Annotated in this window: 11 protein-coding genes; all 11 read right to left on the bottom strand. The window is 41.0% G+C overall.

Annotation, left to right across the window (positions count from 1 at the left end; all coding sequences use genetic code 11):
- Positions 1-106: 106 nt before the first annotated feature.
- Positions 107-2437 (bottom strand): efflux RND transporter permease subunit, encoded by a 2331-nt coding sequence (locus tag HC733_RS03830; protein ID WP_190363723.1) that lies wholly within the window; start codon positions 2435-2437, stop codon positions 107-109.
- Positions 2437-3435: a WD40/YVTN/BNR-like repeat-containing protein gene (locus HC733_RS03825; protein ID WP_190363722.1), complete on the bottom strand. Its 999-nt coding sequence runs from the start codon at positions 3433-3435 to the stop codon at positions 2437-2439. The genes HC733_RS03830 and HC733_RS03825 overlap by 1 nt, the downstream gene beginning before the upstream one ends.
- 104 nt (positions 3436-3539) lie before the next feature.
- Entirely contained in the window at positions 3540-4907 is a 1368-nt protein-coding gene (locus HC733_RS03820) for a DUF1329 domain-containing protein (RefSeq protein ID WP_190363721.1), read from the bottom strand.
- Positions 4908-4918: 11 nt separating this feature from the next.
- Positions 4919-7036, bottom strand: coding sequence for a DUF1302 domain-containing protein (locus HC733_RS03815; protein ID WP_190363720.1), 2118 nt, complete (start codon positions 7034-7036; stop codon positions 4919-4921).
- A 236-nt stretch (positions 7037-7272) separates the two neighbouring features.
- On the bottom strand, positions 7273-7494 hold the full coding sequence (locus HC733_RS03810; protein WP_190363719.1) for a DUF2835 family protein: 222 nt from the start codon (positions 7492-7494) through the stop codon (positions 7273-7275).
- A gap of 9 nt (positions 7495-7503) precedes the next feature.
- Positions 7504-10098, bottom strand: coding sequence for an aminopeptidase N (pepN, locus tag HC733_RS03805; protein ID WP_190363718.1), 2595 nt, complete (start codon positions 10096-10098; stop codon positions 7504-7506).
- Between the two features lie 44 nt (positions 10099-10142).
- Positions 10143-11600: a Na+/H+ antiporter NhaC gene (gene nhaC, locus HC733_RS03800; protein ID WP_190363717.1), complete on the bottom strand. Its 1458-nt coding sequence runs from the start codon at positions 11598-11600 to the stop codon at positions 10143-10145.
- 183 nt (positions 11601-11783) lie between these two features.
- A complete protein-coding gene (gene prc / locus HC733_RS03795) occupies positions 11784-13814 on the bottom strand; it encodes a carboxy terminal-processing peptidase (protein ID WP_190363716.1) in 2031 nt (676 codons plus the stop codon).
- A gap of 12 nt (positions 13815-13826) precedes the next feature.
- Positions 13827-14477 carry an RNA chaperone ProQ gene (gene proQ / locus HC733_RS03790; RefSeq protein ID WP_190363715.1) on the bottom strand — a complete coding sequence of 217 codons (651 nt, stop codon included), beginning with the start codon at positions 14475-14477 and terminating at the stop codon, positions 13827-13829.
- A 12-nt stretch (positions 14478-14489) separates the two neighbouring features.
- Positions 14490-14771 carry a hypothetical protein gene (locus HC733_RS03785; RefSeq protein WP_171624463.1) on the bottom strand — a complete coding sequence of 94 codons (282 nt, stop codon included), beginning with the start codon at positions 14769-14771 and terminating at the stop codon, positions 14490-14492.
- Positions 14768-15229, bottom strand: coding sequence for a GAF domain-containing protein (locus tag HC733_RS03780; RefSeq protein WP_190363714.1), 462 nt, complete (start codon positions 15227-15229; stop codon positions 14768-14770). The genes HC733_RS03785 and HC733_RS03780 overlap by 4 nt, the downstream gene beginning before the upstream one ends.
- Positions 15230-15261 lie beyond the last annotated feature (32 nt).

Here is a 15261-nt window from a genome sequence, read left to right as displayed (position 1 = left end):
AATAAACAGCCTTTTCGACGAAAACATTTTAAGCTTTTCAGCTATTTGCTCATCTATTCACAAAATATAGATATAAATAGCCAATACTGGCTATTTAGAAGCACATTTATTCACGAATTTTTTTCTGGTCGGTCCAGAGTAAAGTGCCAATTGCAGGCAATAATAGCACCGCACCAAGCATATTAACCAAAAACATGAAGGTTAAAAGAATGCCCATGTCTACTTGGAACTTCAATGCGGAGAAAATCCAGGTACTAACACCAATTGCCAAAGTGATACCTGTAAACAACACAGCGCTGCCTCGCTCTGCTAACGCGTTTCGATAAGCGATAGCAAGTGGCACACCTTGTTTTAACTGCCCCATCATTGAAGATAGAATATAGATACCATAATCAACCCCAATACCTACGCCTAATGCAATAACTGGTAAAGTAGAGACTGTTAAGCCAATTTCTAGTTTAACCATCAATGCTTGTGCGAGCGTTGAGACGATATATAGAGGCAACACAACTGCAACCGTCGCTTTAATACTTCTAAAGCTTAATAAACACAAAATGATAACCGCACCATATACGTAGATCATCATAGGTAACTGTGCAGCGGAAACAGACTCATTCGTTGCAGCCATTACACCAATTGGGCCGGATGCAAGTTTAAACTGTACCTTGTCCGTGTCTTCTTCTTGTGCAAACTGCTTAATACTAGAGACAACATGATCTATGGTCTCTGCTTTATGGTCCTGCATAAAAATAATGATTGGCATGACCGAGCAATCGCCATTGAGCAGGCCTGTGCTGGTCTCAACTCGAGATGTTGCTTGCACCAATGACGCACTATTTCTAGGTAACGTTTGCCACTTTTGATTGCCTTCGTTGTAGCCAGCATTTACCGCTTGTGCAACGGAGCTTAATGATACCGCTGATTGTACGCCAGCTAGGTTCTCTACCCGCCATTGAAAGCGACTGATCCTTGCCATAGTATCATGCTCGGTACATGCCGCTGGGTATGCCTCAACAATGACTTTTAAAATGTCTGAAGAAATTGCATAACGGTCAGATATTAAAAATGTATCTTGGTTGTAACGTGCATCTTGATGTAATGCGGGTGCGCCTGCGTGTAAATCACCAATGCGCATATTTTGCGACTGCCAATAGCCAAACGCGAATAATAACCCAGATACCACCAAAATAACGCTCGCCCACTTTTTATCTGTGGCACATACCAGCGCTTCTCTCAAATGGGTAAATACGTTGTGAGAAACGGTTTTACCATCGTCCACCCTTCTGATCTTACTTGAATTGAAGTACGACGCTAAAATGGGTAGCAAAACAAGATTGGTGAAAATAATAACAGCAACACCTAAACTCGCAGTGATAGCTAGCTCTCGAATAATCCCAATATCTATTGCTAATAACGTTAAAAATCCTACAGTATCAGAGAGTAACGCAATACCACCTGGGATCAACAACGCTTTAAAACTGGCTTGTGCCGCCACTTTACTCGATACGCCCTCAGCAACTTTTTTACCAATCGAGTTGATCATTTGCACACCATGGCTCACGCCGATGGCAAACACTAAAAATGGTACCAAAATTGACATGGGATCTAAGCCAAAGCCAAGGGTAGACAGTAAGCCCATTTGCCAAACAACAGCAATTATTGAACAAGCTATTGGTAATAGCGTTAGCTTAAAGCTTTTACAGAACAGCCAAACCATAATGAAAGTGAAAGCGATTGCCAGAGCAAAAAACAACACCACACCTTTTGCGCCATCGGCAATATCACCAGCCATTTTGGCAAAACCAATTATATGGATACTGACTTTGTCTGTACTTAGCGGTTCGCGGATCTGCGATTCAAGTTTTTTGGCAAACTCAAGTGTGTCTAACTTTTCTTGCGTTTGCGGATCGATCTCCATGAGCTGCGCGCTCACCATAGCACAACTGTAGTCACTGGCTATCATACGGCCAACTACATTTGCCTTCTCTATATTTTGTTTAACAACAGCAAGCCCCTGCTCAGTTGCTGTGAAATTTGCTGGGATAATTGGACCCCCCGCAAAACCATCTTCAACAACTTCAACAAAGCGCGCACTTGGCGAGAAAATAGAGTTAACCAAAGGTCTATTTACACCAGGTATAAAATAGAGTTGATCGTGAACTGCTTTAAGTTGTTTGAAAAAGTCGGGATTGAAAATATCGCCATCTTCATCACACACAGAGATTAAAATGCTATTTGCACCACCAAATTGCTTTTCATGCTTCAAATACAACTGCATATACTCATGTTGCAAAGGAATATTTTTGTTAAATGATGCATCGAGCTGAATCTGTGTCGCTTTATAGCCTAATAAAAATGTTAAGGCTGTAAATAGCAACAACACTGCCATTCTGTGACGAAACACCGCATATTCTAATTTGTTTAAAACGGCTTGCATTACTTCTTAGCCTCCCAAGTTTTTAGTCCCTTTTCAGTGGCTAAAATCAATTTATCTTTAAACGTAACGGCTGATAATATCGCATGACCGCTACTTAACTGTGACGATGTCACCTGTCCTTTACTATAACCAAATAGAAAACCACTATTTGCTAACATGTAAGAGGTATCTTTGTAAGACACAAGTGAATTCACAGTGGCCTTAACTGGCGTTGTTATTTTTTGAAATTCAAGGGTATCAATGCTTGCGATAAAGGCATTTCCACGTAAACCAGCTACGATAATTTGGTCTTCTGCATAAGGTGCTATCGCAAAAAACGAACCAGGATAAAACTCTTCTAGTCTCTCCCAGCTTTTACCCATGTTTTCACTGTGGGCAACCAATCCCATCTCACCCACCAAGTAAAGGTGACCTTTTTGTACCAAGATACGATTAAAATGTGGGAGTATAAACTTGGTTTCTTCCTCATATGCACGAGGGTCATCTTCTTTTAAATCGCGCAGATAATCTTTGTCATCAGGATGAACAAAATCGTCAATAAAGCGTTTTTGCCACGTTTTGCCACCATTTTCGGTCTCATAAAACATGCCGTAGGCACCAATTGCAAAACCGACATTCTCATCTACAAATTCAATATCTAAACACGGCTTTTGCTGCTCAGGTAAATATTGCTGCAACTGCCATGTTCGACCTTTATCACTACTAAACAAAATGCTGCTATCGTGACCGCATGCCCAAGCTTTATCTGCACCAACGGCAGTCACTGCGGTTAACAATGACTGGATAGGCACCTGTGCCTGCTGCCAATGTTGACCATCTTCACTTGTCACGATAGTGCCATGTTTACCAACGGCTATCAGCGTACCTTCATTATCAACAATGTCTGTAAATAGGGTTCTTTGGGGATGCTGAACTTGCAATGCAGACTCTGGAGCGACTTGCGCACTCACAAAAGTACAAAATAGTACACAGACACTCGCAATGGATGTTTTTATCATGCTGAAACTACTCAAATAAACGTGACAGGAGGCGAGAACTCGCCAAATAAACAGAATTGCTAGCAGCCAATTTAACCGCTAGCAATAGTTGGTTGAGAGCTAACTTAGCGCTTACCCTCTCGGCGTAACGCACTTTGTGTAAACTCATTGTCTTGGAATGACTGACTAAAGTCGTACATTTGCTCTTCGTTATCTAGGCCAATAGCCAAGTAACGACGTGAGTTTAAGTCGTGATATACGTCTAATGTACTCCAATGTGTTGGTACTTCGTAATAGTTCAAGCCATGTGCCATCGCCACGCGGTACATTTGGTCGCGGTTATCATAAAGATCCGCAATATGAATTTGCCAGCTGTCCTCGTCTATGTAAAACACACGTTTTTTGTAGATATGACGAGTACCTTCTTTTAAGTTAGCTTCAACAACCCATACACGGTGCTTTTCATAGCGTACGTGCTCTGGATTAATGTGACCAGGCTTTAAGATATCGTCATACTTAAGCTTATCACTGTGAAGCTTGTAGCTATTATATGGAATATAAAGCTCTTGCTTACCTTTTAATGTCCAGTCATAACGATTTGGTGAACCGTTGAACATGTCAAAATCATCGGTTGTACGTAAGCTATCAGACGCCGTTCCTGGTGCATCATACGCAACGTTTGGCGCGCGGCGAACACGACGTTGACCCGTGTTGTACGTCCAAGCTTGACGCGGCGTTAATATTTGGTCCATCGTTTCATGTACTAACAACGCAGTACCAGCTAATCGCGCAGGCTCTGTTACGCTCTGCTTGAACTTAAATAGTACATTTGACTCTTTTAGTTCTTCCGGCGTTGCATCTAGCGCCGAATATTTAACCAGTAACTTTTCATCAAAGCCAATTAAGTTGTAATCACCCGACTCAGTTGGCATAGCTTGACCACCAAAACGGGCTATCGATAAACCACGATAGCGTAACAAGTGATTCCAAATAGCTTCTAAACCATCTTTTGGCACTGGAAATGGAATACCAATCGCGGTGTTTTTAATCCCATTTCCGCCTTCGATAAGCTCAGCCGTTGACGCATATTTTTTGGTTGCATCATATACAAATTGAGGATATGAAGCACTGCGACGAGTTGGATAAATGTTCATTTTGAACGTATCTGGATACGTTTCAAACAAAGCGATTTGTCCAGGACTTAGATAGTTTTTGTACTTATCAAGGTTTGACTTGTCGATAGTAAACAATACTTTATCATCAGCAAATGGATCTGGGTGGTGCATACCAGGTTTATAATTAGCTGGCGGCTTAGTGATACCACCATCCCAAGCAGGGATTGAACCGTCTTTATTACCTGCTTTTTCAGCGCCGATTGGAGTCAGATCTGCTCCTAAACGTGCTACTTCATCTGCCGACATTTTTGCCATTGCATTGCTTGCCGATAGCATTGTTATCATTGTTGCGGCAAGTAGTGTAGGTTTTCTAAACATACTGAAAGCCCTTAAATTGAATACTTGATGTTAAAAGACACAAAATCACGGTCTGCGAATGTATTTGTTGCGCCACCACCCCAGAAGGTGTTGTAGCCAAAGTCAAATGACCATGTATTTTGATAGTTGAAATTCATGGTGACACCTAAAGACTTACGATCCTCAACAAACAAGAACATAGGATCAGGTGTGATACCATTTACATCGTGCGAAAATACAACTTTTGGTGAAAAGTTTACGCCTGAAAATAAGTTATTAAACTCACCCTTAGCAATTAGGCGATAACCCCACGCTGAAGAAGTTGGGAATGGGTTCACTTCAGGGCCATTCGAAACGGCTTTATGGATCAAGTCGTATTCTTTACCTGAAATACCCTCAATCGTGCCGCTTCGACCTGTACCTGCAACGTTTAAGCGAAGCTGGTCATAGGTAGGCATATCTTTGATTGTAACAGCACCCAATTCACCTACAACCGCCCAGCTATCCGCACCTAAAGACGGGCCAAATAAATGTGTAGCAGTAAATTGCGCTTGCAGCGTATCTTTTAGTACATAGCCCTGTGCAATCTCACCCGGCTCAACGTAAGCAACCGCATCGCCCTGACTTAACTGCGAGAAGCCCGCAAAGTCATCTCGACGACCCGCGTATGCTAGCTGCTCAACCATACCCGCATAAAGTAGCTCTACGTCATCAATTTGCAGAGGCTCGTCTTGACGGTAGGTAAACTCACCTGAAAACGCCGTTTCACCCAAAGCGGTATTGAAGCTCAAGCCATATAGTTTAATGTCTTCAGGATATTCAATAATACCTTGCGTAAATGCATTTAGATTGGTGATATTATCTTCAGTGATAGTATTACCTGCGATATACGCTAAGTCTTTAGCAATAGCCTCACTCGTAAAGTTAGATGCTTTACCTGAGATCAAAGGTCTACGGCTATGGTAATTAATGTAATAAAGCGCAAACTCAGTGTCATTTAACTCTGGAGAGTAAATACCAAGACGCACACCATATTGGCCACCATCTTCTGGCTCATTTTTACCAGCATCCCCTTTGCCCTTTAAGGCAACCTTAGTGGGATAAGCTAAATACATTTGTGCCAATAGTTTTTGCGCTGACTCGCTGCTTGTCACACCAGGTTGTGTAACATCTTGTCCCTGCGCTGTTAATGCGCCGAGCCAAGTTGCTTGAAGTGAATTTAAAGAGTCTGTTAAATGCTGCAAGTCAATATCTGGGTTTGAGGTGAAACCTAACTGGATATTTTGCGAAAAACCATTTGCTGAAGCAAAGTCATTGGTAGAAAAGTAGCTGCCAGTCGCTGGTAGGCGTGTTTCGTGCCAATCGTACTGATAAAAACCTTCCAGCGTAATGTGTTCGGTAATACCAAGTGAAGCCCAAAGCATACCAACAGGAATAAGTGCTTCTTTTACCTCGGAACCGGGTGCCTTTAAGCGGTCTATATCTACTGGATTAACGTTGATGCCGTGGCTGATAAGCGTACTTTCACCCCAGTTTACAACTTGTTGACCCAAACGAACTGATAATGGATTTTTACCATCGTTCAGATCGAAATCGGCCCAAACAAACGCATCTAATAGTCGAATATCTGAACATACTTGCTCTTTAGTCTCATCGTATGCACATGGATCAGCTTTTTTACCAGAAACTGGATTGTTGTGTGCAAAATCCCCATCTTCCATAGCAAAGTCATAAAAATACATAAAACGAGAGAAAAACCCGTAATTATCTTTGCTAATAGAAAGGTCATGAGTTCCTTTAACTAACTGCGAAAAAGTATCACCTGAGTCAAAGTTTAAATTACCGGCATCACCATTGTTTGAGTATGCGCCAGGCGTACTCCACACGTCGGCAGAGCTATAAACGGTATTACCAGTTATTGCGTTATAACCAGACCAATTGAATCGTGGATGGTTACTTTTACCTATATATTGAAAATCTCTATCTTCAACGCGAATACTCTGTCCGTAAGAAAAAGTCGAGTCGAATGTGATATCAAAATCACCGACTTGAAAGCTTGCAGCAAGTAAAGGTGCACTGCTCATAGATAAAGCAGCAGCACTAAGACCGAGCATGATTTTGTTTTTCACAAAAAGCGATCTTTTTATCATTATTTCTCCCCCTTATGGCGGGTATTTTATAATCAAGTAGTTGTTTTTTGTTGTCGTAACGATAGAAGCGAATTATCAAAATTACAAATGGAACGCGTTCAATCGGTGCTTTTTAGCTTTTAGGTCGCTATTTTACTCTTGGTAAGACGTCCTACCAGACAATTTATAACACGTAATTTAAGTTTATAACAAACCCATTTAACAAAAATACAATACGAGTGGGTTAAAATTTTTTATTAAGCAATTTTTTCAAGCGAAACAAAGCTGTTTTGGCCATCTAGACATAATCGAAAGCGCCCTCTTATACCTAAAGAAGAAACAAACTTGCGAATATGAATGGCAGGAAAGCGAATTCGCTTTCCACCATCCTCTGTCACCTGAATGTACTTAATATTTCCTTGATAATATTCCATACATTGATCATAAGTAAGGTACATTGAAAAAAAATATTCCTGCACTATTTTTACCTAACTTAATGCTTTTTCAACTTTTTCATACAAGTCATCACTTAGGTCTGACAATTTTGATAGACGTTCTAGTTGAGCTTTCATTAATGTTTGCCGTTGCTCATCATAGCGTTTCCACGACATAAATGGTGTAAGCATTCTAGAAGCATTTTGCGGATTAATTGCATTGAGTTCGATGAGTAAGTCTCCCAACAACCTATATCCCTCTCCATCAATTCGATGAAACTCTTCGGAGTTGTTCCTTGCAAAGCTTCCAATTAGTGCTCTTACTCGGTTTGGGTTTGATTTATCAAAACATGGATGCACATACAAACTTTTTATTTTAGCTATCGCTTGCTCGCCGACTTGAGTTGCTTGCAACGCAAACCACTTATCCATCACTAACAGATCATGACGCCACTGTGAATCAAACTTAGCCATAGTATTGTCTGACGAAGCTAACTGAGCGTTAAATGTCGCCTTGAGTGCGCCAAACTTTAACGTCATGTTGTCGCTGTCTAATTGATTATCTAACCACCGAGACACTTTGTCGTCTGCCACCATAGCTAAATAATACAAGCACACATTTTTGAGTACTCTTGCGGATATCGCTTCGTGGGTTAGCTCGCCGTTTTCTTCGCAGGCTTCAAAAGCTTGTTTTAAAGTATCTGCTAAATGACTTGCAATATCTCGCTCAAAGCATTTTATACAGCTATTAAGTGCATCTACGGGGATCTGCTCAAAGGCACTGGATAAAGTGTCAAAACTTGGCACTCTGATCAGCTCAGCTAACAACGCCAAATCACCTCGTCTGTCACACAGCAGTTTGCTGAACGTTTCTAGTAGCTCACTTGACAAGGCAATGTCAGCGCCGCTATTAAACTGTTCGACCCCTTTAAGTACCTCTAACTGAAAAGCTTGTTGTGCAGCTTCCCAACGAACATAGTCACTACTTGCATGAGCAATAATGTGGATCAATTCCGACATTTTATAATCATATTTAACCAATACAGGTGCAGAAAAGTCTTCTAACAATACCGCCACCGGTCGCTCTGGTATTTGCTCAAACACCACGGTCTGCTCTTCTTGAGTCACATTGATAACTTTTGATACTCGTTCACCATTTACAATAAGCGGTAATGTATGGCCCGACTTGTCCAATAACTCGATGGCAAAAGGAATATGCAATGGACTCTGTATTGGGTCATTTTGAGCATGCTTCTGCTTGATGGTACACGCATAGGTGTTGCTCTGGGGCAGATACTCAGTCTCTACCGTAAGCGTTGGTGTGCCAATTTGCTCATACCATAATCTGAACTGACGTAAATCAACATTGCTGGCATCTTGCATTGCAGCCACAAAATCATCACAAGTAACTGCACAACCATCATGACGTTCAAAATACAGTTGCATGCCTTTTTGGAAGTTTTCTTCACCTAGTAAGGTGTGCATCATGCGGATCACTTCTGCACCCTTGTTATAGACAGTCACTGTATAAAAGTTATTCATTTCAATAACTTTATCAGGGCGGATAGAATGAGCCATTGGCCCTGCATCTTCTGCAAATTGATGCGTTCTCATCGCCATCACGGCATCAATACGGTTTAAACCTCTTGAGCCTAAGTCACTGCTAAATTCTTGATCTCGAAAAACCGTTAAGCCTTCTTTTAACGATAATTGGAACCAATCACGGCATGTCACACGATTGCCGGTCCAGTTATGAAAATATTCATGACCAACGATTGATTCTATTGTGTGATAGTCTCTGTCTGTCGCTGTTTGTTGGTTCGCTAGCACGCAAGAGCTGTTAAAAACGTTTAAGCCTTTATTTTCCATTGCGCCCATATTGAAAAAATCGACCGCAACAATCATGTAGATATCAAGATCGTATTCAAGACCAAAGCGCTGCTCGTCCCATTCCATGGCTTTTTTTAATGATGACATAGCATGAGGCGCTTTACTTAGGTTGCCTTTATCCACGAACAAAGCCAAGTCGACTTTTCTACCTGAGCGAGTAATAAACTCATCTTCAAGAACGTCGAAGTCCCCTGCTACTAATGCAAATAAGTAACTGGGCTTTTTAAATGGGTCGTGCCATTTTGCAAAATGACGCCCATCAGCCAACTGGCCTGATTCAATTTTATTACCATTAGAGAGCAAGTGTGGCATAGATTGCTCGCCGATGACCGTTACGGTGTAAACAGTTAATACATCAGGTCTATCTAAGAAATACGTAATCTTTCTGAAGCCTTCGGCTTCACATTGCGTACAATACGCACCGCCTGATAGATATAAGCCTTCCAAAGACGTATTGGTTTGTGGCGATATCTGCGTTTCAATTTCAAGTTCAAAGTCTTTAGGTAGTCCATTAAGCAACAAGTAGTCTTGAGCGTATTCGTATTGGTCAAATAGTTTACCGTCAACTTTTACCGATAGTAATTTTAGCTCTACGCCATCTAGTTTTAACGAAGTTTTCTCGTCAGTGGCTGTATAACGCGCTTTTGCTTTAACTGTTGTCTTAGTAGGATATAAATCAAAGGTAAGTTCTAAACTGGCTACTTGGTGTGATGGTCCTTTATAGTCCTTTAGATACTTAGCTTGAGGCTTTGTTTGCATGGTTTTTCCTCAAAAAAACGCCCCGAATAAACAGGGCGACATGATTAAGCTGGTTCAGCTGTGTCTTTTGGCTTTATGCGTAATATTTTAATGCCCAAGTACGCGTAGATAATTGCCAGCACCGGATTAATTAAATTAAAGAATGCATATAAAGCATAGTCAAATGGATTAATCAACAACACACTTTGCATGTATGCACCACATGTATTCCAAGGTATTAACGGGCTTGTAATTGTTCCGCCATCCTCTAATGTACGTGATAAGTTAACAGGCTTTAGGCCGCGCTTTTTATATTCTTCTTTAAACATTCTGCCTGGAACAACAATAGCGATATATTGATCTGCAGCAACGACATTTGTACCGATACAGGTGGCAATCGTTGCTGCAATCAAAGAACCTGTGCTCTTGGCTATTTTTAAAATACTACGAACAAAAATATCAAGTAGACCTGTTTTTTCCATAATCGCGCCAAACATTAGCGCAGTCATCACCAACCAAGTTGTATTGAGCATATTTGACATACCGCCGCCACTGAGTAAGTCATCCATTTTGCCATCACCAGTGGTTATGCTAAAACCTTCATAAAAAGTAGCCCACACCAGTTTAAAATAACCAACTAACTCGCCCTGCGATGTATCTATTTGACTTTGAATTAAGTCACCTTGAAACAACATTGCCCATACAGCACCAACGACTGCTCCGATAGAAATAGCAGGAAATGCAGGCATTTTTTTAAACGCAAGTACGAGTAACACAAGTAATGGCACTAACATCACTGGATTAATAGTAAAGTTACCCTTTAGGATAGTGACTATCTCTTCTATGCGGCCAATATCACTATTAACTTCTGCACTGAAACCCATAAAAGTAAATATAATCAGCGCAATAACAAAACTTGGTACGGTTGTCCACAGCATATGTTGAATATGTTCGAACAAATCGCTTCCAGCAACAGCTGGTGCTAAGTTGGTAGTTTCTGAAAGTGGACTTAGTTTATCGCCAAAGTAAGCACCAGAGATAACTGCCCCCGCTGTAACTACTTGATCAAGCCCAAGACCTGTAGCTACCCCAAGCAAGGCCACACCAATGGTTGCCGCGGTGGTCCAAGAGCTGCCAATACTCATTGCAACAATACCGCATATCATACAGCTGGCGGCATAAAACCAGTTTGGACTGATTATTTGCAACCCATAGTAAATCAATGTAGGCACAGTGCCTGACAAAAGCCACGTACCTATCAGGGCTCCTACCATCAATAAGATAAGGATCGCCCCTAGAGATAAGGTGATCCCTTTGATCATTGCTTCTTCGAGTGTTTTCCAAGTGTAACCATTTTTTAAACCGACTAATGCAGCTGTAAAAGTGGCAAATAATAGTGCTATTTGATTGGGACCCGATGAAGAGTTGTCTCCATATAAATATACAGCTGCACCGAGTAAGCAGACTAATACTGTAATTGGCACAAACGCATCTAAAAATGAGGGTTGTTTAGGTTGCTTCAAACTGAACTCTCCTACGCATGAAATTCATGCTTATTATTATTTTTTACGCACGACCTTGAGTCGTGGTAATAGTTTTATCATTGTTATTCGTAAAGTAGCTGGCGTGAATAATAGCAAATTCATGACGCAAGTCGTAACAAAAAAGGCGCCGTAGCGCCTTTTTATGCCGATTTAGATTAATGTTTATACATCATTTTTTGCTAATCGGCCAAATGAGATAAGATCCTGCGTAATAAGCGCAGCTTCTTCTAAATAAGGATCAAGCTCTGATAACACTTCTGGCAAATCATCCAAATTGTCAACAGGCTCCATTCCTAGCCTCTTGAGGCGTTCATTATTTCTTGCTAGTGAACGTTTTTCAGCCTCATCACGTTCTTTAAGTCTTTCAGCCTCAACTAACGATATTTTCTTATCGTCATTTTGTTCTTTATACCGCACAATATCATCGTAAACGTATTTAAACTCTGGCTCTTTTTTTACTCGAGACTCATGCTTTGCTTTTAAATACTCAACAACCGGTTTTAAGTTGTCTAAGCTGCTATAGCTTGCCTGCTTAATACTGTCCCATGGTAGTGCGTTGTCTTCTTGGCTCTCGCCCCACTCTTCAGGTTCAATTGCCGAAGGCAGCAATACATCAGGGATCACCCCTTTGTTTTGTGTGCTACCACCGTTAATACGATAAAACTTAGCGATTGTGTAAGTAACACTACCTAAAGCATTACTGAACAAATCGTAATTTTTACTCAAGCCTCGGTGTTGTTGCACGGTGCCTTTACCAAAGGTTTGCTCTCCAATAACAACTCCGCGACCATAGTCTTGGATAGCAGCGGCAAAAATCTCAGACGCAGACGCACTATAACGATCAACCAGTACCGTCATAGGCCCATCGTAAAATGTAATACCGTCTCGGTCTTGTTGCGCTTCGACACGATTGTAAGCTGTGTGAATTTGTACCACAGGTCCTTGATCAATAAATAAACCTGTTAGCTGAGTTGCCTCATATAACGAACCACCGCCGTTTTGACGAAGGTCAATAACAATGCCATCTACTTTCTGTTCTTTGAGTTTAGCAATCTCTACTTTTACATCTTTAGATAAATTATTGTAAAAGCTTGGTATTTCGATTACACCAATCTTGCTAGTTAGATCTGAATATTTGGCTTCGAATACTTCAGATTTAGCTGCTCTATCTTCAAGGCGAATTTTATCCCGCACAATTTCTACAACTTTAGGTGTACCGTGCGTATCTGAGCCTTTTAAATACTGAAGCCTAACCTTAGTTCCTTTAGGGCCTTTAATAAGATCAACCACGTCGTCTAAGCGCCAGCCTATCACATCAACAAACTCTTCATTATCTTGTGCTACGCCAACAATGCGGTCATCGGGCTTTATTTGCTCAGATTTATCGGCAGGGCCACCAGGCACAAGCGAGCGAATAACAGTGTAGTCTTCATCATAGCCAAGTACTGCACCAATCCCTTCTAATTCAAGATCCATGTCCATCTTGAACTGCTCTGCACGGCGCGGGGATAGATAAGATGTATGTGCTTCAACACTGCGTGCAAATGAATTCATTACAACTTGAAATGCGTCTTCGCTGTTAGTTTGTACTAAACGCTTTAAAGTGTTGTTGTATCGTTTGCTTAAAATTTCTTGGATTTCTTTCCAGTCTTTACCAGTGAGCTTCAAACGCAATGCATCAGACTTAACACGTTGACGCCAATATTCATCAAGTTCTTGCTGAGTCTGTGCAAAAGCAATGTCTTCTCGGTCATAAAAAAATGCGTCTGGTTTATCAAACGTCATTTCTTTTTCTAGCAAAGACAAGGCAAATTGAAAACGTTCAAAACGCCGTTTCATGCTTAAATTAAACATGTCGTAAGCAAATTCTAATTTGCCCGTTTTTAACGCATCATCAAACTGTTTTCTGTAGCTTTTGAATTTATCAATGTCGCTTTGTAGGAAAACAGATCGGTTATAGTCGAGTGAATCAACGTAACGATCAAAAATTTCTTCCGACAAAGCGTCATCGAAGCTAAAGCGTTTATAGTGCTGGCGAGTAAATAAGTTGGTCACTCGTTTGCTAGCCGTTGTATGTTGAGATTCTGGTGCTAAGACCGGAATATCCTTCTCAGTAACGGTATTTGATGATGCAAAGGCTGCCCCAGATATTAATGCGGCAACAACAGGAATGAGTGTCAACTTTTTACTCATACGCACAACTCCTTAAACGATATATAGGCTGTCTGCTTTAGTTTTAACTTGCATACCAGTAACTAACTCTACGTGAACTTCATCTTTGTTCACTTCAGTAATAGTTGCATTAACAAGTGCTTGGCCTAACTTAACTTTTACTTTGTTATTAACCTTGACCTCATTCGCAGGCAATGGTTCAACTTTACCTGAGCTGCGCTTAGCTTGTTGAGGTTCTGGCTTTTTATTAACTCTAGCGTTTTTATCGCCTGAGCGAGGATGCGGTGCACCTTTCTTTTTGTAAGATTTTGTTTCGCCGTCTTGACGAGGACGCTGTGGCTTTTTGCGCTTAGCCATTTTTGCACGGCTTTCTTCTAGCGCTTTTTGAGCATGTTCGATGTGCTCTTGCTCTACTTTTTCAGCATCGTTACCGTCTAGGTCGATACGGAACTCATGCTTAGTAACCGCTTCTAGATATCGCCAGTTAGAAGTGTATTTACGCAATGCCTGACGCACCTGCGTTTTACTTACCTTCTCAGAGCCTTCGATGCGCTCAGCAATATCTTTAAAAATGCCGACTTTTAATGGCTTTATGCCATCTTTTTGTTTAAAACACTGAGGAAACTCTGAATATAGAAAATCCAGTACCTCATTAATATCTTTTAGCTTGTTTGTGGTTTCCATTTTTGAACCTATTTATGATATCTGCTCATCTAACGATGATTGGATATAGTGTGTTACCCAGTCTGTTAACTCTTCAAATTCGGCCTCAAGTAAGGCTAAATCACCACGAAGATGTTCCCAAATACCGTTTATTACATTATCGATGATTTCGCATTCGAGATCATCTGGTAATTGTTGCCATGCAAAATGAATCAATTCGTTAAGCGTTTCGGCAACATGTTCTTCTTCGCCTTCCCAGTCACCCACGTCGGCAGTTGAAAATAAGTAATCTTGTACGTTTAGTAAGTCTTTCACGATAAAGTCAACTCAAAGCTTTTAACCAGTGCCTCAAGGCCATTCTTGTCATCTTCGTCAAAACGAGATAACGAAGGGCTATCTATATCAAGCACAGCATACACTTTGCCATCTTTAAAGATAGGGATGACAATTTCAGAATTAGACGCCGCATCGCAGGCAATATGCCCATCAAAAGCGTGTACATCTTCAACTAACTGGGTTTGCTGACTTTTAGCAGCCGTGCCGCACACGCCTTTACCCATAGGAATACGTATACAGGCAGGGTTACCTTGAAATGGTCCCAAGACTAACTCTTCTGGACTATCGACAAAATAAAAGCCAGCCCAATTGATATCTTCTAGTGACGTAAACAGCAAAGCACTTAAATTAGCCATATTAGCCACGACATTACTTTCTGTGCTAATTAGAGCTTGTGCTTGCTTTGTGAGTGACTGATAAAATTCTTGCTTCTGCATCTACTAAATCACGGTTACAACATACAAAAGTC

Origin of the sequence: Pseudoalteromonas sp. S16_S37 (genome assembly GCF_014694405.1) — a bacterium.
Lineage (GTDB): Bacteria > Pseudomonadota > Gammaproteobacteria > Enterobacterales > Alteromonadaceae > Pseudoalteromonas.
Note: the sequence above shows the minus strand (reverse complement) of the source record. Positions and strands in the feature narration are given on the sequence as shown.

Coding starts and splice junctions, on each gene's coding strand:
- HC733_RS03830 (WP_190363723.1), bottom strand. CDS start 2,437: ATGCAAGCCGTTTTAAACAAATTAGAATATGCGGTGTTTCGTCACAGA.
- HC733_RS03825 (WP_190363722.1), bottom strand. CDS start 3,435: ATGATAAAAACATCCATTGCGAGTGTCTGTGTACTATTTTGTACTTTT.
- HC733_RS03820 (WP_190363721.1), bottom strand. CDS start 4,907: ATGTTTAGAAAACCTACACTACTTGCCGCAACAATGATAACAATGCTA.
- HC733_RS03815 (WP_190363720.1), bottom strand. CDS start 7,036: ATGATAAAAAGATCGCTTTTTGTGAAAAACAAAATCATGCTCGGTCTT.
- pepN (WP_190363718.1), bottom strand. CDS start 10,098: ATGCAAACAAAGCCTCAAGCTAAGTATCTAAAGGACTATAAAGGACCA.
- prc (WP_190363716.1), bottom strand. CDS start 13,814: ATGAGTAAAAAGTTGACACTCATTCCTGTTGTTGCCGCATTAATATCT.
- proQ (WP_190363715.1), bottom strand. CDS start 14,477: ATGGAAACCACAAACAAGCTAAAAGATATTAATGAGGTACTGGATTTT.
- HC733_RS03780 (WP_190363714.1), bottom strand. CDS start 15,229: ATGCAGAAGCAAGAATTTTATCAGTCACTCACAAAGCAAGCACAAGCT.